Origin of the sequence: Mycobacterium sp. UM_11, assembly GCF_001414075.1 — a bacterium.
Lineage (GTDB): Bacteria > Actinomycetota > Actinomycetes > Mycobacteriales > Mycobacteriaceae > Mycobacterium.
In genome coordinates this window covers 29,901-48,265 of sequence record NZ_LATC01000032.1, presented here as the reverse complement: position 1 = coordinate 48,265, position 18,365 = coordinate 29,901, and the positions used below count along the sequence as shown (strand labels likewise).

General features: G+C 68.4%; 18 protein-coding genes and 1 pseudogene. 14 read left to right on the top strand and 5 right to left on the bottom strand.

All coding sequences use genetic code 11. The annotated features are described in order from the left end of the window. The 4 genes and pseudogenes from WU80_RS10840 to deoC form a co-directional block, all read left to right on the top strand. Window positions 1-293: pseudogene (locus tag WU80_RS10840) on the top strand (heparin-binding hemagglutinin); the annotation flags it as partial. 78 nt (window positions 294-371) lie between these two features. After that, window positions 372-659 carry a DUF2516 family protein gene (locus tag WU80_RS10835; RefSeq protein WP_040621261.1) on the top strand — a complete coding sequence of 96 codons (288 nt, stop codon included), beginning with the start codon at window positions 372-374 and terminating at the stop codon, window positions 657-659. A 4-nt stretch (window positions 660-663) separates the two neighbouring features. Beyond that, entirely contained in the window at window positions 664-1,080 is a 417-nt protein-coding gene (locus tag WU80_RS10830; RefSeq protein WP_055403970.1) for a DUF2599 domain-containing protein, read from the top strand. Further along, the gene (gene deoC, locus WU80_RS10825; RefSeq protein WP_156349599.1) at window positions 1,080-1,760 is read left to right on the top strand and encodes a deoxyribose-phosphate aldolase; all 681 of its coding nucleotides are present in this window, start codon (window positions 1,080-1,082) and stop codon (window positions 1,758-1,760) included. The genes WU80_RS10830 and deoC overlap by 1 nt, the downstream gene beginning before the upstream one ends. A gap of 58 nt (window positions 1,761-1,818) precedes the next feature. Here deoC and WU80_RS10820 read toward each other — a convergent pair whose 3' ends face one another. Genes WU80_RS10820 through WU80_RS10810 form a run of 3 tightly spaced genes read right to left on the bottom strand, consistent with a single transcriptional unit; the run spans window position 1,819 to window position 4,230 of the window. After that, entirely contained in the window at window positions 1,819-2,862 is a 1,044-nt protein-coding gene (locus tag WU80_RS10820) for a DUF2993 domain-containing protein (RefSeq protein ID WP_055403968.1), read from the bottom strand. Next, on the bottom strand, window positions 2,859-3,680 hold the full coding sequence (locus WU80_RS10815) for a carbon-nitrogen hydrolase family protein (RefSeq protein ID WP_055403967.1): 822 nt from the start codon (window positions 3,678-3,680) through the stop codon (window positions 2,859-2,861). Before WU80_RS10815 ends, WU80_RS10820 begins: the two co-directional genes overlap by 4 nt. Before the next feature lie 25 nt (window positions 3,681-3,705). Beyond that, on the bottom strand, window positions 3,706-4,230 hold the full coding sequence (locus tag WU80_RS10810) for a DUF2505 domain-containing protein (protein ID WP_055403966.1): 525 nt from the start codon (window positions 4,228-4,230) through the stop codon (window positions 3,706-3,708). 26 nt (window positions 4,231-4,256) lie between these two features. Between WU80_RS10810 and WU80_RS10805 the strand changes: the two genes are divergently transcribed. Together WU80_RS10805 and WU80_RS10800 are read left to right on the top strand one after the other, a co-directional pair. Then, on the top strand, window positions 4,257-5,354 hold the full coding sequence (locus WU80_RS10805; RefSeq protein ID WP_055403965.1) for a UDP-N-acetylmuramate dehydrogenase: 1,098 nt from the start codon (window positions 4,257-4,259) through the stop codon (window positions 5,352-5,354). A 21-nt stretch (window positions 5,355-5,375) separates the two neighbouring features. After that, window positions 5,376-6,758, top strand: a complete 1,383-nt coding sequence (locus tag WU80_RS10800) for an Ig-like domain-containing protein (protein WP_197281277.1) — start codon at window positions 5,376-5,378, stop codon at window positions 6,756-6,758. Here the strand turns inward: WU80_RS10800 and WU80_RS10795 are convergent. Continuing rightward, entirely contained in the window at window positions 6,742-7,491 is a 750-nt protein-coding gene (locus WU80_RS10795) for an SDR family NAD(P)-dependent oxidoreductase (RefSeq protein ID WP_055403963.1), read from the bottom strand. The genes WU80_RS10800 and WU80_RS10795 overlap by 17 nt on opposite strands. Before the next feature lie 173 nt (window positions 7,492-7,664). Between WU80_RS10795 and WU80_RS10790 the strand changes: the two genes are divergently transcribed. The 6 genes from WU80_RS10790 to regX all read left to right on the top strand — a co-directional run bounded on the left by WU80_RS10790 (window position 7,665) and on the right by regX (window position 13,681). Further along, entirely contained in the window at window positions 7,665-8,978 is a 1,314-nt protein-coding gene (locus tag WU80_RS10790) for an ROK family protein (RefSeq protein WP_055403962.1), read from the top strand. 59 nt (window positions 8,979-9,037) lie between these two features. Further along, complete coding sequence (mshA, locus tag WU80_RS10785) at window positions 9,038-10,309, top strand: D-inositol-3-phosphate glycosyltransferase (RefSeq protein ID WP_055403961.1); 1,272 nt, start codon at window positions 9,038-9,040, stop codon at window positions 10,307-10,309. Next, complete coding sequence (locus WU80_RS10780; RefSeq protein WP_055403960.1) at window positions 10,306-10,815, top strand: YbjN domain-containing protein; 510 nt, start codon at window positions 10,306-10,308, stop codon at window positions 10,813-10,815. Before mshA ends, WU80_RS10780 begins: the two co-directional genes overlap by 4 nt. Before the next feature lie 10 nt (window positions 10,816-10,825). Further along, window positions 10,826-11,575, top strand: coding sequence for a phosphoglyceromutase (locus WU80_RS10775; protein WP_055403959.1), 750 nt, complete (start codon window positions 10,826-10,828; stop codon window positions 11,573-11,575). A gap of 152 nt (window positions 11,576-11,727) precedes the next feature. Then, on the top strand, window positions 11,728-12,948 hold the full coding sequence (locus WU80_RS10770) for a cell wall metabolism sensor histidine kinase WalK (RefSeq protein WP_156349598.1): 1,221 nt from the start codon (window positions 11,728-11,730) through the stop codon (window positions 12,946-12,948). A gap of 49 nt (window positions 12,949-12,997) precedes the next feature. Continuing rightward, on the top strand, window positions 12,998-13,681 hold the full coding sequence (regX, locus tag WU80_RS10765; protein ID WP_036352187.1) for a two-component sensory transduction protein RegX: 684 nt from the start codon (window positions 12,998-13,000) through the stop codon (window positions 13,679-13,681). Here regX and WU80_RS10760 read toward each other — a convergent pair. Beyond that, the gene (locus tag WU80_RS10760) at window positions 13,678-14,178 is read right to left on the bottom strand and encodes a hypothetical protein (protein ID WP_197281276.1); all 501 of its coding nucleotides are present in this window, start codon (window positions 14,176-14,178) and stop codon (window positions 13,678-13,680) included. The genes regX and WU80_RS10760 overlap by 4 nt on opposite strands. A 767-nt stretch (window positions 14,179-14,945) precedes the next feature. Here WU80_RS10760 and WU80_RS10755 point away from each other — a divergent pair. After that, a complete protein-coding gene (locus WU80_RS10755; RefSeq protein WP_197281275.1) occupies window positions 14,946-15,368 on the top strand; it encodes an MmpS family transport accessory protein in 423 nt (140 codons plus the stop codon). Continuing rightward, entirely contained in the window at window positions 15,365-18,301 is a 2,937-nt protein-coding gene (locus WU80_RS10750; protein WP_055403956.1) for an RND family transporter, read from the top strand. Before WU80_RS10755 ends, WU80_RS10750 begins: the two co-directional genes overlap by 4 nt. Window positions 18,302-18,365 lie beyond the last annotated feature (64 nt).

Genomic DNA, 18,365 nt, shown 5'->3' with positions numbered 1-18,365 from the left:
TGTGTATAAGAGACAGCAGCCAGACCGGTCTGGACGACGCCTCCGCGCGCGCCGAGGGCTACGTGGACCAGGCCGTCGAGCTGACCCAGGAGGCCCTGGGCACCGTCGCGTCGCAGACCCGCGCGGTCGGCGAGCGCGCCGCCAAGCTGGTCGGCATCGAGCTGCCCAAGAAGACCGACGAGTCGGCCAAAAAGGCCCAGAAGGCTGTCGCCAAGAAGGCGCCCGCCAAGAAGGCGCCCGCCAAGAAGGCTCCGGCCAAGAAGGCGTCCGCCAAGAAGGTCACCCAGAAGTAAGTCGCGGCGTCGACTCGGAGTTGTCTGACCGGCAACTCCGAGTCGACGTTTCCGACGGCGCCCGCATACGCTTAAGGCGTGAGCCACCTCGTGGGTACCGTCATGTTGGTCTTGCAGATCGCCGTTTTGGTCACGGCGGTATACGCGTTCGTGCACGCCGCGCTCCAGCGGCCCGACGCCTACACCGCCGCCGACAAGCTGACCAAGCCGGTGTGGTTGGTGATCCTCGGCCTGGCCGTCGCCCTGACGTCCATCCTGAGTTTTGTTTTCGGGGTACTCGGGATGGCGATCGCCGCGTGCGCGGCGGGCGTGTATCTGGTCGACGTGCGGCCGAAACTTCTCGAAATCCAAGGTAAGTCGCGCTAGCGGGATGAAGGCCCTGCTGACGGTGTCGGCAGCGGTGCTCGTCGCGCTGTGCGGTCCCGCGGGCACCGGGGCGGCGGACCCGGGCACGGCGTCCCCGCCGTTCATCGACCACACGCAGTGGGCACAATGGCACGGCCTGACCAGCCTGCGCGTGTTCCCGACGCTGTCGGGGCGGCTGGCCGCCAGGCAGCAGGCCGAAAACGCGGCCCTGGCCGACGAGGCGTGGGCCGAGGTCGTGGCGCTGTCGCCGGACGCGGACACCGCCGGCATGCGCGCGCAGTTCGTGTGCCATTGGCAGTACGCCGAACTCGCGCAGCCCGGCAAGGTCAGCTGGAACCTGGAGCCCTGGCGCCCCGTCGTCGACGATGCGGAGATGGTCGCGTCCGGATGCAATCCGGGCGGGCCCGAAGAAAGGTTCTAGTGGCGAACAAACCCACCCGGGCGCAGCTGGCGGCGCTTGTCGACCACACCCTGCTCAAGCCCGAGGCCACCGAGGCGGACGTGGTCGCCCTGGTCGCCGAGGCCGCCGATTTGGGCGTCTACGCGGTGTGTGTCTCGCCGTCCATGGTTCCGGTCGCGGTGCGCGCCGGGCAGGGCGTGCGGGTGGCGAGCGTGGCGGGCTTCCCGTCGGGCAAGCACACGTCGGCGGTCAAGGCGCTGGAGGCCGAACGGGCCGTGGCGGCCGGCGCCGCCGAGGTGGACATGGTCATCGACATCGGCGCCGCCCTGGCCGGGGACATCGACGCCGTGCGGGCCGACATCGCGGCCGTGCGCGCCGCCATGACCGCGGGCCCGGTGCTGAAGGTGATCGTGGAGTCCGCGGTGCTGCTGTCGGGTACGGACGACCGCACCCTGGTGCGGGTGTGCCGCGCCGCCGAGGACGCCGGCGCCGACTTCGTGAAGACGTCGACCGGCTTCCATCCCGCGGGCGGCGCCTCGGTGCGCGCGGTCACCGTGATGAGCCAGACGGTCGGCGGCCGGTTGGGCGTCAAGGCCAGCGGCGGCATCCGCGCCGCCGCCGACGCGCTCGCGATGCTGGATGCGGGCGCCACCCGGCTCGGCCTGTCCGGCACCCGCGCCGTGCTCGACGGGCTGGGCTGAATTGTCCGGCGCCTCCTCGCGCCGTGCCGGCGCGCATCGTTACCGGACGGCTAAACCGTCACAGGTTGGCGAAGCAGGGGTCGTTGTTGTTGCCGGTCGGGATGCTGGCGTTGCGCGTCGAGAAGTGGCTCGTCACACCGTCGTTGGTGACCTGCACGCTGTCCGCGTGGATGCCCAGCGGGTAGTTCTTGGTGAACTGCGAGGTGAAGTCGTCCAGGGTCGACTGCACCGACTCCTTGGGCATCGTGAAGCCGAGCGCGTTGAAGCTGACGATCTGCAGCTGCAGGCCGGTGCCCGACACCACCGGCTTGGTGGTGAGGTTGTCCAACATGCCCTTCAGCTCGATGGTCCCGTCGGCGGGGTGGGTGGTCACCGTGTTGGTGACGAACGGGCCCAGCACCGGAATCGCGTTCTGGACCGACTGCTTGATGCCGTCGGAGGTCCAGGTGACGGTCGCGTCCAGCGACCCGATCGTGCCCTTTGAGTCCTGCGTGTCCTTGAGCTGGACGTCGCGGATGTTGATGTCGATCTTCATGCCCTTGGCGTCGCGGACCTGGTTGCCCGCCGTCGACACCGAGATGTTGGTGTAGTGCTTGGTGAGTTGCTGCCACAGCATCAACGGCGTCACCCCGAACGACGCGGTCGCGGAGTCCTTGACCTCGCAGGCCACCGCCTCGGCGACCTTGCTGTTGGCGACGTGCCGGACGTACAGCTCGGCGCCGACGAGGCCCGCGATCACCAGGCACACCACGATGATGCAGACCAGCACCACGGAGAGCGGATCACGCAGGAAGCGCCGCTTCTTGGTGCCCGGCGCGGGGTCCTCGCCGGGGGTTCGCAGCGTCTCCGTCGGCCCCGGGGGCGGGGCGGGCGGGGGCGCCGACGGGTAGTCCGGCCGCTGCATGTTGGGCGGGGGAGTGGCGATCCGCTCGGTCTGACCGGGAGGCGGGCCGGCGGCCGGCGGCGGCGGCGCGGGGGCCGGGCCCCCGGTGTTGATCCGCTCGGTCGGCCGCTCGGTGGGGGGCTGGCCGAACGGGCCTTGGTTGCCGGGACGGCCCCACGTCGAAGGGTCCTGGTTCGGTGGTCCTTGTGGGTTCGTCACCCGACCGATTCTGCACTATCGAGCTGAACGAAATCTGAGTGGTTGCGCAGCACCGCGATGCTCTCCCGGGCCTTGGCGACCCGATCGACGTCGATGTCGGCCACCACCAACTGCGGCCCGGGGCCGGCCGACGCCACGACGTCGCCGAACGGCGAGGCCACCAGGCTGCCGCCCACCCCGGTCGGCGCGCCCGAGCCGGTGAGGGGTTCGCCGGGATCGGCCTGGCCGGCCGCGGCGACGTAGCTCATCGAGTCCAGCGCGCGGGCCCGCGCCAGAAGCGTCCACTGGTCGAGCTTGCCCGGGCCCGAGCCCCACGACGCGCAGACGGCGATCAGCTGGGCGCCGCGGCGGGCCAGCTCGGTGTATAGCGCCGGGAAGCGGATGTCGTAGCAGACGGTCAACCCCACCCGGACGCCGTCAACCGTGATCACCACCGGCTCGCGGCCGGGCGCGACGGTGCGCGACTCGGTGAAGCCGAAGGCGTCGTAGAGGTGGATCTTGTCGTAATGCGTGTCCAGACCGTCCGGGCCGGCCGCGATCAGCGTGTTTTTCACCCGGCCGTCGCCGGCCGGGGTGAACATGCCGGCGACCACCGCGATCCCGCTGTCGGCCGCGATGCGCCGCACACCCGTCGCCCAGGGACCGTCGACCGGCTCGGCGATCGGCCCGAGCGGAACCCCGAAGCGGCACATGGTCGCCTCCGGGAACACCACCAGCTTGGCGCCCGCGTCGGCGGCCTGGCCGCTGTAGGAGCGCACCAGCTCCAGGTTCGCGCCCGGATCGGTGCCGCTCAGTATCTGCGCCAGCGCGATTCGCATGGCCGCCAGCTTAGGCGCGGCGCCCTCAAGGCATTCTGGCGATCCACTCCGTGGTGAACCGCTGCTCGGCGGCCATCAGTTCGGCCAACCGGCCGCCGATGAAATTCTCCAGCTTGCCGCCGATGATCGGGACGCGGACCTGGACGGTGGCCCGAAAGGTCAGCCGGGCACCGCCCGTCTGGGCGATCGGCGACAGCACAGCGGTGCCGTTCAGATTGACCGGGGCGTCCAGGATCGAGCCGACGACACAACCCTGCGCGGCCCCGTCGGCGACCGGGCCCCAGGTCTCCTCGCGCCGGATGCGCAGATCGCCGCTGTGCAGCTGCGTGACCATCCCGGGCAGCTTGTGACTGTGGATCACCTGGACGGTGACCACCTCGACGGTGTCGTCGTCGCCCGTTTCGCCACCCACCCGCATCGACTCCAGGGTGGCGACGTCGACACCGGATCCGGCCAGGCGAGCCCGCCAATAGGTCTCGTCCGTGAACGCGCGATGAACCTCTTCAACGCTGCCGTCGTAATCGGCCGACAAGTCGAATGAACGCGGCATAGCAGGTGAGGCTACCGTTACGGGCCATGAAATCCAGCGATGCCGGTTCGACATTCGCCGGTGCGCATGTCGCCGAAGCGGTGTCGCTCGCGCCGCTGACGACGTTGCGGGTCGGGCCGGTGGCGCGCCGCCTGATCACCTGCACCAGCACCGAACAGGTGGTCGCGGTGCTGCGGGAGCTGGACGCCGAAAGCGGTGGGGGACAACAACCCCCGGTCCTGGTGTTCGCCGGCGGCTCCAACCTGGTGATCGCCGACACGTACGCCGACCTCACCGCGGTGCGATTGGCCAACAGCGGCATCACCGTCGACGGCAACGTGGTGCGCGCGGAGGCCGGCGCGGTGTGGGACGACGTCGTGGTCCGCGCCATCGAGCGCGGCCTGGGCGGGCTGGAATGCCTGTCGGGCATACCGGGTTCGGCCGGGGCGACCCCGGTGCAAAACGTCGGGGCCTACGGCGCCGAAGTCGCCGACACCATCACCCGGGTCCGGATACTGGACCGTCGCAGCGGACAGGTCCGCTGGGTGCCGGGCGCCGAGCTCGGCTTCGGCTACCGCACCAGTGTGTTGAAACGGGCCGGCCACGAAACCCCTTGGGTGGTCCTGGAAGTCGAGTTCGCGCTGGACCCGTCGGGCCGCAGCGCGCCGCTGCGCTATGGCGAGCTGGCGGACGCGCTGGGGGCGAGCGGCGGGGAGCGCGCCGAACCGGAGAAGGTCCGCCAGGCGGTGCTGGCGCTGCGGGGCCGCAAGGGCATGGTGCTCGACGACGACGACCACGACACCTGGAGCGTGGGATCGTTCTTCACCAACCCCGTCGTCGCCCCCGAGGCGTACGAGCGGCTGGCCGCGGGCGTGGACGGGCCGGTGCCGCATTACCCGGCACCGGACGGCGTCAAGCTGGCGGCCGGCTGGCTGGTGGAGCGGGCCGGCTTCGCCAAGGGCTATCCCGACGATCCGGCGGCCCGCTGCCGGCTGTCCACCAAGCACGCGCTCGCGTTGACCAACCGCGGCGGTGCCACCGTGGCAGAGGTGATCGCCCTGGCCCGCACGGTCCGTGACGGGGTCCACGCTGTGTTTGGTGTCACATTGCAACCGGAGCCGGTCCTGCTCGGCTGCAGGCTGTAGCTCCGAATCCGCCCGACCCCGATTTGTCGCGGCGGGGTCGATGGATTTTCCCCGGTATCTTTGACTTTCGTGAACACGTCGCGCAACCCGCAGCCGGTCAACCGGCGCGTGGCTTTGGCGACCCTCGGACTGGGGGTTTTCGCCCCCAGCGTGCTGGCCGCGTGCGGCGGCCCCGCGGCCAAACAGGCCGAGAAAAAGGAGCAGCCCGCCGCCAAGCTGAAGTTCCAGCCGGCCGATGCGACCGAGAACGTGGTGCCCATCGCGCCGATCAGCGTGGAGATCACCGACGGCTGGTTCCAGCACGTCGCGCTGACCAATTCCGCGGGCAAGGCCGTGGCGGGCAAGTTCAATTCCGATCGCACCGTCTACAGCACCACCGAGCCCCTGGGCTACGACGCGACCTACACCTGGAGCGGCTCGGCCGTCGGGCACGACGGCAAGGCGATCCCGGTCGCGGGCAAGTTCACCACGGTGTCGCCCACCAAGAAGATCGGCGGGTCGTTCCAGCTGGCTGACGGCCAGACCGTCGGGGTGGCGGCGCCGATCATCATCCAGTTCGACGCCCCCATCGCAGACAAGGCCGCCGTCGAGAAGGCGCTGACCGTCACCACCAATCCGCCCGTTGAGGGCAGCTGGGCGTGGCTGCCCGACGAAGTCGGGGGGGCGCGCGTCCACTGGCGCACCCGCGAGTACTACCCGGCCGGCACCACCGTCAACGTCGATGCCAAGCTGTACGGCCTGCCGTTCGGCGACAGCGCCTACGGGGCCGACGACATCTCGCTGAACATCCAGATCGGTCGCCGGCAAGTGGTCAAGGCCGAGGTCTCGTCGCACCGCATCCAGGTGGTCAGGGACGAGGGCGTCATCATGGACTTCCCGTGCAGCTACGGCGAGGCCGACAAGGCGCGCAACGTCACCCGCAACGGCATCCACGTGGTGACCGAGAAGTACGCCGACTTCTACATGTCCAATCCCGCCGCCGGCTACAGCCACGTGCACGAACGCTGGGCGGTGCGGATCTCCAACAACGGCGAGTTCATCCATGCGAATCCGATGAGTGCGGGCGCGCAGGGCAACACCAACGTGACCAACGGCTGCATCAACCTGTCGACCGGCGACGCGGAGCAGTACTACCAGAGCGCGATGTACGGCGACCCGGTGGAAGTGACTGGAAGCTCCATTCAGCTGTCCTACTCCGACGGCGACATCTGGGACTGGGCCGTCGACTGGGACACCTGGGTTGCCATGTCCGCGCTGCCGCCGCCGACCGCGCACCCGCCGTCAACGCAGATTCCGGTGACCGCGCCGGCCACGCCGTCGACCGCGCCGTCCCTGTCCGGGACGCCCACGACCTCCACTTCACCGACCACGACTTCCAGCCCGGGGGCTAACCCCGGCGGTTAAAGCGGGTCGCCGAGGCCTGGTCGCGCGGCTTCATGACGATCAGGTCGAGGTCGACGTGCGGTGGCCGGGATGCCACGAACCCGATCACCTCGGCGACGTCGGCGGCAACCAACGGCGTGATGCCGGTGTAGACGGCGTCGGCGCGTTGCTGGTCGCCGTCGAAGCGGACCAGCGAGAACTCGGTCTCCACCGCGCCCGGCGCGATCTCGGTCAGCCGCACCGGCTTGCCCAGCAGTTCGCCGCGCAGCGTGCGGTGCAGCGCCCCCTGGGCGTGTTTGGCCGCCGTGTACCCGGCGCCGCCGTCGTAAACCTCAAGCGCCGCAACGGAAGTCACCGTGACGATCAGGCCGTCGCCGGAGTCGACGAGCTTGGGCAGCAGCGCCCGGGTAACCCGCAGCGTGCCCATCACGTTGGTCTCCCACATCCAGCGCCAGTGCTCGAAGTCGGAATCGGCCACCGGCGCCAGCCCGCGCGCGCCGCCGGCGTTGTTGACCAGGACGTCCACCCGGCCCAGCTCCTCGGCCAGCGACGCGACTTCGGCGTCGTCTGTGACATCGGCCACAATGGCCGTTCCGCCGATTTCCCTCGCCAGGGCGTTGATCCGGTCCGCGCGGCGCGCCACCGCGACCACGTGAAAGCCCTGAACAGCGAGGGTCTGGGCGGTCGCCTCGCCGATTCCGGAGCTGGCGCCCGTGACCACCGCGACCCGTTCATTCCTGACATTTCCAGCCATCGAAACAACCTTAGTGAACGTGCTAAATTTTCGGGGTGCACCACAGCGCCCTGTCCAGCACCACCACCGCGTGTCTTTGCGCGGCGGGTGCGTGTTGTTGTCGCGCACTTCGCCGCTCCTGACTTTCAGGTGTGGCCAGTGACGGCCAACAAAAATCGGACAGAAGGACGCTCGTGCGCTCGAATACCCTTACCCAGACTCATCATTCGCCCAGCCGTGCCAGCTACAAGGGCCACCGCTCGGTGCGCCGTCAGATCGTGCCTCCGGCACTGCACATCGCCGACTCGGCGGCGGCCTCGGTCTTCCGGGCCGTCCGGTTGCGCGGGCCCGTCGGGCGTGACGTCATCGCCGGCGTCACCTCGCTGAGCATCGCCACCGTCAACCGCCAAGTCATCGCCCTGCTCGACGCCGGCCTGCTGCGGGAACGCGCCGACCTGGCCGTCTCCGGGGCCATCGGCCGCCCCCGCGTGCCGGTCGAGGTCAACCACGAACCGTTCGTGACGCTGGGCATCCACGTCGGCGCCCGGACCACCAGCATCGTGGCCACCGACCTGTTCGGTCGCACGCTCGACACCGTCGAGACGCCGACGCCGCTAAGCCCCGCCGGGCCCGCGCTGGCCTCGCTGGCCGAAAGCGCCGCCCGCTACCTGCGGCGCTGGCATCGACGCCGCCCGCTGTGGGTGGGTGTCGCGATCGGTGGCACCGTCGACAGCGCCACCGGTCACGTCGACCACCCGCGCCTCGGCTGGCGGCAGGCGCCCGTCGGCCCGGTGCTGGCCGACGCGCTCGGGCTACCCGTCTCGGTGGCCTCCCACGTCGACGCCATGGCGGGGGCCGAGCTGTTGCTCGGGTTGCGGCGCTTCGTGCCCAGCTCACCCACCAGCCTCTACGTCTACGCCCGCGAGACGGTGGGCTACGCGCTGGTGATCGGCGGCCGGGTGCACTGCCCGGCCAGCGGTCCCGGCACCATCGCGGCGCTGCCCGCCCACTCCGAGTTGCTCGGCGGCAGCGGACAGCTGGAATCCACGGTCAGCGACGAGGCGGTGCTGGCCGCCGCCCGTCGGCTGCGGATCCTGCCTCCGGTGCCCGCGGGCCGCGCCAACGCGTCGGCCAACGGCCTCGCCGACCTGCTGCGGCTGGCCCGGGCCGGCAACGAGCCGGCCCAAGAACTGCTGAACGAGCGGGGGCGGGTGCTCGGGGAGGCGGTGGCGTTGCTGCGCGACATGCTCAACCCCGACGAGCTGGTGGTCGGCGGTCAGGCCTTCACCGAGTATCCCGAGGCGATGGAGCATGTGGAGGCGGCGTTCGCCGAGCGCTCGGTGCTGCCGTCGCGCGACATCCGGGTCACCGTCTTCGGCAACCGGGTGCAGGAGGCCGGCGCGGGAACCGTGTCGTTGGGCGGGCTCTACGCCGATCCGCTCGGCGCGATGCGCCGCGCCGGGGCGTTGAGCCCGCGCCTGGGCGACATCGACGAGCCTTCCGCTTAGCGCGAACCCCTGTCCTGGGCGTTGGGCTGGTGGGCGCGGCGTCCTGTAAAGATGACAGAATGCGGCACGATGACGTCTTCCGGTTGAAACCGCGCCGCGTCGCAGTGCTGGCGGTGCACACCTCGCCGCTGGCCCAGCCGGGTACCGGCGACGCCGGGGGCATGAACGTCTACGTGCTGCAAACCGCGTTGCACCTGGCGCGGCGGGGTATCGAGGTGGAGATCTTCACCCGGGCCACCGCGTCGGCCGACCCCCCGGTCGCGCGGGTGGCGCCCGGCGTGCTGGTGCGCAACGTGGTGGCGGGGCCCTTCGAGGGCCTGGACAAATACGACCTGCCCACCCAGCTGTGCGCGTTCGCCGCCGGGGTGTTGCGCGCGGAGGCGTCGCATGAACCGGGCTACTACGACATCGTGCACTCGCACTACTGGCTGTCCGGCCAGGTGGGCTGGCTGGCCCGCGACCGCTGGGCGGTGCCGCTGGTGCACACCGCGCACACGCTCGCCGCGGTGAAGAACGCGGCGCTGGCCGTGGGTGACGCGCCCGAGCCGCCGCTGCGCACGGTCGGCGAGCAGCAGGTGGTCGACGAGGCCGACCGGCTGATCGTCAACACCGATGACGAAGCGCAGCAACTGATTTCGATCCACCGCGCCGACCCGGCGCGCATCGACGTCGTCCACCCGGGGGTGGATCTCGAGGTGTTCCGCCCGGGTGATCGCCGGGCCGCCCGGGCCGCGCTGGGCCTGCCGCTCGACGAGGACGTGGTCGCGTTCGTCGGCCGGATCCAGCCGCTGAAGGCGCCCGACATCGTGCTGCGCGCCGCCGCCAGGCTGCCCGGGGTGCGCATCGTGGTGGCCGGGGGACCGTCGGGCAGCGGGATGGCCTTCCCGGACGGCCTGCGGCGGCTGGCCGACGAGCTCGGCATCGCCGCGCGGGTGAGCTTCCTGCCCCCGCAGTCGCGCACGGACCTGGCCACCCTGTTCCAGGCCGCCAGCCTGGTCGCCGTGCCGAGCTATTCGGAGTCGTTCGGCCTGGTGGCCGTCGAGGCGCAGGCGTGTGGCACGCCGGTGGTGGCGGCCGCGGTCGGCGGCCTGCCGGTGGCCGTGCGCGACGGAGTCACCGGGACGCTGGTGTCCGGCCACGAGGTCGGGCAGTGGGCCGACGCCCTCGACCGGATGCTGCGCCTGAGCGCGCCGCAGGCCGAGGCGATGAGCCGCGCCGCCGCCGCGCACGCGGCCACGTTCTCGTGGGATAACACCACGGACGCGCTGCTGGCCAGCTATCGCCGCGCGATCCGCGAGTACACCGCCGAGCGTCGCGGGGTTGGCGCGTGACGTCCACCGTCGAGCGCGTCATCGAGGACGCGCTGCGCGCCAGCGGCCTGGAGTACTCGAAACACGATGGCGCGCACGGTGGCTTGTCGGGGCTGGTGGTGGCGCTGCCCGGCGAGCGCAGGCTCAAGACCAACACCATCCTGAGCATCGGCGAGCATTCGGTGCGCGTCGAGGCGTTCGTGTGCCGCAAGCCCGACGAGAACCACGAGGCCGTCTACCGCTTCCTGCTCAAGCGAAACCGCCGCCTCTACGGCGTGGCCTACACGCTGGACAAGGTCGGCGACATCTACCTGGTGGGCCGCATGTCGCTGGCATCGGTGGACGCCGAGGAGATCGACCGGGTGCTCGGGCAGGTGCTCGAAGCGGTGGATGCGGACTTTAATACCTTGCTGGAGTTGGGTTTTCGCTCGTCGATCCAGAAAGAGTGGGAGTGGCGGGTGTCGCGCGGGGAGTCGCTGAAGAACCTGGAGGCGTTCGCCCATCTCATCGACGAAGATGACGAATAAGCTAGCCGGCATGGGAGATACCGGCACGTTGGTGCTGCTCCGCCACGGCGAGAGCGAATGGAACGCAAGCAACCAGTTCACCGGTTGGGTCGACGTGGACCTGACCGAAAAGGGCCGGGCCGAGGCGGTGCGCAGCGGCGAGCTGCTGGCCGAGCACAACCTGTTGCCCGACGTGCTCTACACGTCGCTGCTGCGCCGGGCGATCACCACCGCGCACCTGGCGCTGGACGCCGCCGACCGGCTGTGGATCCCGGTGCGGCGCAGCTGGCGGCTCAACGAACGCCACTACGGCGCGCTGCAGGGGCTGAACAAGGCCGAGACCAAGGACCGCTACGGCGAAGAGCAGTTCATGACCTGGCGGCGCAGCTACGACACGCCGCCACCGCCGATCGAAAGGGGCAGCGAGTTCAGCCAGGACACCGACCCTCGCTACACCAACATCGACGGCGGCCCGCTGACCGAATGCCTGGCCGACGTGGTGGCCCGGTTCCTGCCGTATTTCACCGACGTCATCGTCCCGGACCTGCGCAGCGGCAAGACGGTGTTGATCGTCGCGCACGGCAACTCGCTGCGTGCCCTGGTCAAGTACCTCGACGGGATGTCCGACGACGACGTCGTCGGGCTGAACATTCCCACCGGTATTCCGCTGCGCTACGACCTGGGCGGCGACCTGCGGCCGGAGGTGCCGGGCGGCACCTACCTCGACCCGGAGGCGGCCGCGGCGGGTGCCGCGGCGGTTGCCAGCCAGGGCCGGCGCTAGCCGCCGACCGCTCCCATCGGGAGTTTTTGAAGGCCTGTTTGCCGAACATCGCGTGAACGGGAGTGGAACACCTGAAGCGCAAAGTGTGACTTGTCCGATTTTGGCCTCGTTCCGCTAGGGCGGTGTTTCCGAAGATTTGTAGGATTTGCTATGTGACTGTGTTCTCGGCGCTGTTGCTGGCCGGGGTCTTGTCCGTGCTGGGGCTGGCCGTAGGGGTAGCAGCCGGGACCCGGCTGTCGTCGAAAGCGGCCCAGCGCAGGCAGCGCGTGAGCCCGGACTGGACCGGGATCACCGTCGCGCAGATGCTGCAACGCATCGTCGCGCTGATGCCGCTGGGGGTCGCGGTGGTGGATTCCCACCGCGACGTCGTCTACCTCAATGACCGGGCCGCCGAGCTCGGCCTGGTGCGGGACCGGCAGCTCGACGACCAGGCGTGGGAAGCGGCGCAGCAGGCGCTGAGCGGCGTCGACGTGGAATTCGACCTGCGGCCGGCCAAGCGGGCGGCCGGCCGGTCCGGGCTGGCGGTGCACGGGCAGGCGCGGCTGCTCAGCGAGGAAGACCGCCGCTTCGCCGTGGTGTTCGCCCACGACCAGTCCGACTACGCGCGCATGGAGGCGACGCGGCGCGACTTCGTGGCCAACGTCAGTCACGAGCTGAAGACCCCGGTGGGCGCCATGGCCCTGCTCGCCGAGGCCCTGCTGGCGTCCTCGGACGACTCCGAAACCGTCCGCCGGTTCGCCGAGAAGGTGCTCGTGGAAGCCAACCGGCTCGGCGACATGGTCGCCGAACTGATCGAGCTGTCCCGGCTGCAGGGCGCCGAGCGGTTACCCAACGTGACCGAGGTCGACGTGGATACCGTTGTGGCGGAAGCCATTTCACGCCACAAGGTGGCCGCCGACAACGCTCAGATCGAGATTCGCACCGACGCGCCCAGCGGTTTACGGGTGCTGGGCGACGAAACGCTTCTGGTCACCGCGCTGGCCAACCTGGTGTCCAACGCGATCGCCTACTCACCGCCCGGTTCACCGGTCTCGATCAGCCGTCGCCGCCGCGGCGAAAACATCGAGATCGCCGTCACCGACCGCGGTATCGGGATCGCACTGGAAGACCAGGAGCGAGTCTTCGAGCGGTTCTTCCGGGGGGACAAGGCACGCTCGCGCGCCACCGGCGGCAGCGGGCTGGGCCTGGCCATCGTCAAACATGTTGCGGCCAACCACAACGGCAGCATCGGGGTGTGGAGCAAGCCGGGGACGGGATCCACGTTCACGCTGTCGATTCCGGCCTACAAGGACACTGACGAAGAACCCGAGCCACCGCAGGGTCGCGAAGTGCGGCCCAACAGGTCACAACGAGAGGAAGAACTGAGTAGATGACCCGCGCGTATGACGATGCAGAGCGCAGCGATGAGGAGGAATCGCGCTTATGACTAGCGTCTTGATCGTGGAAGACGAGGAGTCGCTGGCCGATCCGCTGGCATTCCTGTTGCGCAAGGAGGGCTTCGAGGCCACGGTGGTGACCGACGGCCCCGCCGCCCTCGCCGAATTCGACCGCGCCGGCGCCGACATCGTGCTGCTCGACCTGATGCTGCCCGGCATGTCGGGGACGGACGTGTGCAAGCAGTTGCGCGCCCGTTCCGGCGTCCCGGTGATCATGGTGACCGCGCGGGACAGCGAGATCGACAAGGTGGTCGGGCTGGAACTCGGCGCCGATGACTATGTGACCAAGCCGTATTCGGCGCGCGAGCTGATCGCCCGCATCCGCGCGGTGCTCCGCCGCGGCGGCGACGACGACTCCGAGATCAGCGACGGGGTGCTCGAGTCGGGACCGGTGCGGATGGACGTCGAGCGACACGTCGTCTCGGTCAACGGCGACACGATCACGTTGCCGCTCAAGGAGTTCGACCTGCTCGAGTACCTGATGCGCAACAGCGGCCGGGTGCTGACGCGCGGGCAGTTGATCGACCGGGTATGGGGCGCCGACTACGTCGGCGACACCAAGACCCTCGACGTCCACGTCAAGCGGTTACGGTCCAAGATCGAGGCGGACCCGGCCAACCCGGTACACCTGGTGACCGTGCGGGGGCTGGGCTACAAGCTGGAGGGCTAGACCCTGGGGATGAGTGGTCCGCGACTACTGGTTGGTTCGTTCGACGTGATGGTCACGCCGGTCTGCCCGACCAATCGGTAATGCAGACGGCGCCGGACGTCGTCGTCGATGGTGACGGTGAAGGCGTACCTGCCCAGCTTCTCCAACTGAAGCAAGGGCATGTTGACCGCGAATGCCACCGACTGGGTTTCGCCCTCCTCGAGGTCGTGCGGTCGGCCAACGTTGAATCGGAACTGCGCGCGGAACGGCTCCCGCTCGCCGAATCCCTTGTCGACCTCGACCGGATGGCCGTCCTCGTCCGCCAGGTCGACGGTGACGGTGTGCTCTTCGTTGGTGGGGGTCCAAGGGACTTCGGCGATGATTCCGAGGGCCAACGAAACCGTGAAGGGGCCTGAGCGTCCCGCGGGAATGACGGCCCGGTCTACGCCGCCGCCCATGACGTACAACAAGTTGTTCTGCGCCTCGGCGTGGTTGCACAGAATTGCCGTTAACTCCATGGGTTGCTCCCGCATACGACAGTTGCTGGCTGGGCGGTCAACACCATATCCGATCTGGCGGGGAAGCGGGATTATCGCGCCGCCCTGGCGCCCTCGCGATGACCCTTCTTTTTCGCGTGGGTTGAGCAGCAATGCGTCATTTCGCAATGGAACCGGTCGCTGCATTCATGCGAACAATAAATTGACGCGGCCGGAAGCCAATCGGGGTCGGACAGGTCGCGCGGTCGGTCATTGGGATCGAACGTGTGGCCGCAATGCACGCAGGTCCTGACCTTGGTAGCCATGTCGTCAGGGTACGCGCAGAGGCGCTCAGTCGCTGCCCGTTTCTGCATTTCGCGGCATCGCCAAGTGTGCAATTCAACCGGAAATCGCCGGCGCCAGCGAATTACTTTTTGTAACTAATTCGGCCGTCGGCCGATGTCGAGGGCGCCGCGGTTCGAGGCGACCGGTGCGGCCATCCCGATGAATTCGACAGGGCGGCAGGCCAATAGGCGCCAGATCGGCACTGGGCGGCGAAATCGCCTGCGGCGCAGGCCGTTCCAGGGCTGTGATGCCGGCCGGCATCGGCGAGTGGCCCCAGGCGGCTTTCGGCAAGCGGTGCGGTCACGGGGCCCGGGCGACGATGTGGCCCCGAACACACTGCGCACCGCAGGAATTAATCCGGCAACCATGACGTTCGGGGTAGCCGTGGCGCGCGACGAAATGCTCGAACGGGTGAACTGTCTTAGCATCAGCCCATTGGTCGACCCTGATCGGGGGGAACGGTGTTGACGCTTCTCAAGCGGGCATGGGTTCCCCTGGTCGTGGTCGTGGCGGTGCTCATCGGCGGCGTCGCGGTGGACCGCCTCAACGGCGTTTTCCCGGGGCCCGGCCTGCCCAAGCCCGATCCGCGGGATGCGACCCCGCCCTACGCCGCCAAGACCGCCGTCTACGAAATCCTGGGGCCACCCGGGACCACCGGCGTCGTCAACTGGATGGATGCCGACGCGCAACCGCAAAAGGCCAACTTCACCACGTTGCCGTGGTCGACGACGATCGTCGCCCAGATGCCCGGCATCTTCGCCTACGTCGTCGCGCAAGGTGACAGCGCCTCCATCGGCTGCCGGATCACGGTCGACGGCAAACTGGTCGACCAACGGCAAGCCGAGACGCGCAATGCGCAGGTCTCCTGCCTGGATAAGTCCGCATGACCGACAACACCAGCGACACCGACGAAATACCCGTCGCACAACCCACCGAAGTCGAGCACAAGCCGCGCATTGCCCGCGCCGTCCGCGTCCTGGCGCTGCCGATCGTCGTCTGCTGGGTGCTGATCGCGGTCGGCGTCAACGTCTTCGTCCCACAGTTGGAGAAGGTTGCCGAGGACATCTCCGTTCCGCTCTCGCCGTCCGACGCACCGTCGGTCACCGGGATGAAGCACATCGGCGAGAAGTTCAAGGAGTACGACTCGGACAACCTCGTCCTGGTCACCCTGGTCGGTGATAAACCGCTTGGCGAGGACGCGCACCGGTTCTACGACGACCTGGTCAAAAAGATCCAGGCCGACCACGAACACGTCGAGCACGCGCTGAACTTTTGGGGACAGCGCTTCACGTCCTCAGGTGTGGAGAGCTACGACCATAAGGCCGCCTACGTCCAGGTCAACCTCAAAGGCGATCAGGGAGGGGCGGTCGGCGACGAATCCGTTGCCGCGGTGCGCAAGATCGTCGCGGACTCCAAGCCGCCCGCCGGCGTCAAGGCCTACGTCGCGGGCCAGGGAGCGCTGACCGCCGACGTGATCGTTGTCGGTGACAAGAGCCTGGCCAAGATCACCATCATCACGGTCGTCATCATCGCGATCATGCTGATGTTCGTTTACCGGTCCATCAGCACCGTGTTGCTGACTATGGTGATCCTCTTCGTGGGACTCGCGGCCGGCCGCGGCGTGGTGTCGCTGCTGGGCGAAACCGGCGTCATGGGGTTGTCGACCTTCGCCGTGAACCTGCTCACCTCACTCGCGATCGCGGCGGGTACCGATTACGCGATTTTCATGGTGGGCCGCTACCAGGAGGGCCGTGAGCGCGGTCTGGACCGGGAAGCCGCCTATTACGACACCTTCGCCGGTGTCAGCAAGGTGGTCCTGGGCTCGGGTCTGACCATCGTTGGGGCGCTGGCCTGCTTGAAGTTCACCCGACTGCCTTACTTCAGTTCGCTGGCGTTCCCGTGCGCGATAGGTCTGCTGGTGGTGGTGGCGGCCGGGGTCACGCTGACGCCCGCTCTCATCGCAGTCGCCAGTGGCTTCGGTCTTTTGGACCCCAAGCGCAAGTTCAACTACACCCGGTGGCGCCGCCTGGCGACGGCCATCGTGCGCTGGCCGGCGCCCATCCTCGCCATTTCCGTCATTCTTGCTATCGTTGGCGCCCTTGGTCTCGCGGGCTTCACCCCGCGCTACAACGACCTCTACTACCTGCCGCATACCGCCGCCTCGGTGCAGGCCTACGACGCGGCCGATCGGCACTTCACCCAGGCCCGTCTCAACCCGGACCTCCTGATGATCGAATCGGACCACGATCTGCGCAATCCCCGAGACATGCTGGTGCTGGACAAGGTTGCCGGTGCCATCTTCCGGGTGCCGGGCATCGAACGGGTGCAGAGCATCACCCGACCGCTCGGCCCACCGATCGAAGACGGGTCAATTCCGTTCCAGCTCAGCGTGCAAAGCGCGCCGATCCGTGACAACCTCAACTACCTGAGAGACCGCGTCGGCGACATCAAGAAGATCACCGGATTCCTCGACACCCAGATCTCCCTGCTGGAACGCCAGTACGCGATCACCCAGAAGCTCGCCAACGCGACGGACGACAGCGCAAAAACCACGGCGGAGACCGCCGCCATCACCGACGAAATTCGCGACCACATCGCCGATTTCGACGACTTCTGGCGACCGATCCGCAGCTACTTCTACTGGGAGAGGCACTGCTACGACATCCCGATGTGCTGGTCGCTGCGTAGCCTGTTCGACGCCTTGGACGGGTTTGATCAGCTCGCCGAGAAGTTCCACGCCCTCACCGGCGATCTCACCAACACGGCCGCGGCCACGCGCGAATTGTTGGCGATCATTCCGGAGAACATCGCCGTGTCGAAGGCGATCCGGGATACGACGCTGACCATCTACAGCTCGTTCGACAGTCTGATCGACCAGTTCGACCGGCTCACCGATACCAATGCTGTGATGGGTAAGTCGTTCAACGACGCTCGGGTGGAGAGCCTGTTTTACCTGCCGCCGGAGATCTTCCAGAACTCCGATTTCCAGTTCGGGTTGAGCCTGATGGTGTCGCCCGACGGAAAGGCCGCGCGCTTCATCATCACTCACTCCCTGGACCCGGCAACCGCGGAAGGCATCAAGTCCGTCGAGCAAGAGCGCAACGCGGCCAAGGAGGCGCTGAAGCTCACCTCGCTGGAGAACGCCGACATCTACCTCGGCGGCACCGCCGCGACATTCAACGACATCGCCACCGGCGCCTGGTACGACCTGCTGATCGCCGCGGTGGCGTCGATCGTGCTGATCTTCATCATCATGGTTATCGTCACCCGCGCTCTGGTCGCGGCGGGTGTCATCGTCGGCACGATCGTGCTGTCGCTGGGAGCGGCGTTCGGATTCTCGACGCTGATCTGGCAGCATTTGGGCCACTTCCAGTTGCACTGGGTGGCAACGGAATTCGCGCTGATCGTGCTCTTGGCGGTGGGGTCTGATTACAACCTGATGCTGGTGTCGCGGATCGAGGAGGAGATCGGGGCCGGCCTGAACACCGGACTCATCCGCGGCGTCGGCGTGACGGGTCCGGTGGTGTCCGCGGCCGGTGTGGTGTTCGCCGTGACCATGGCCGCGATGCTCTCCAGCGACCTGCGGGCGATCGGTCAGTTCGGTACGACGATCGGTATCGGTCTGATGTTCGACACCTTCGTCGTTCGGACGCTGATCACGCCGTCGATCATGACGCTGATGGGGCGCTGGTTCTGGTGGCCCAAGCGGGTGCGGGTCCGTCCGGCGAGCCAGATGCTTCGGTCCGTCGGGCCGCGCCCGCTGGTTCGTGCGCTGCTGTACCAACCGCGGCACGCGGTTGCCCGGGACGCGCAGAGCTGATCCTCGGCAACGAGCGTGCGGTCAGGGCTTCGAGTGTGCGCCGAGGGCGCAGATTTCGCCGATT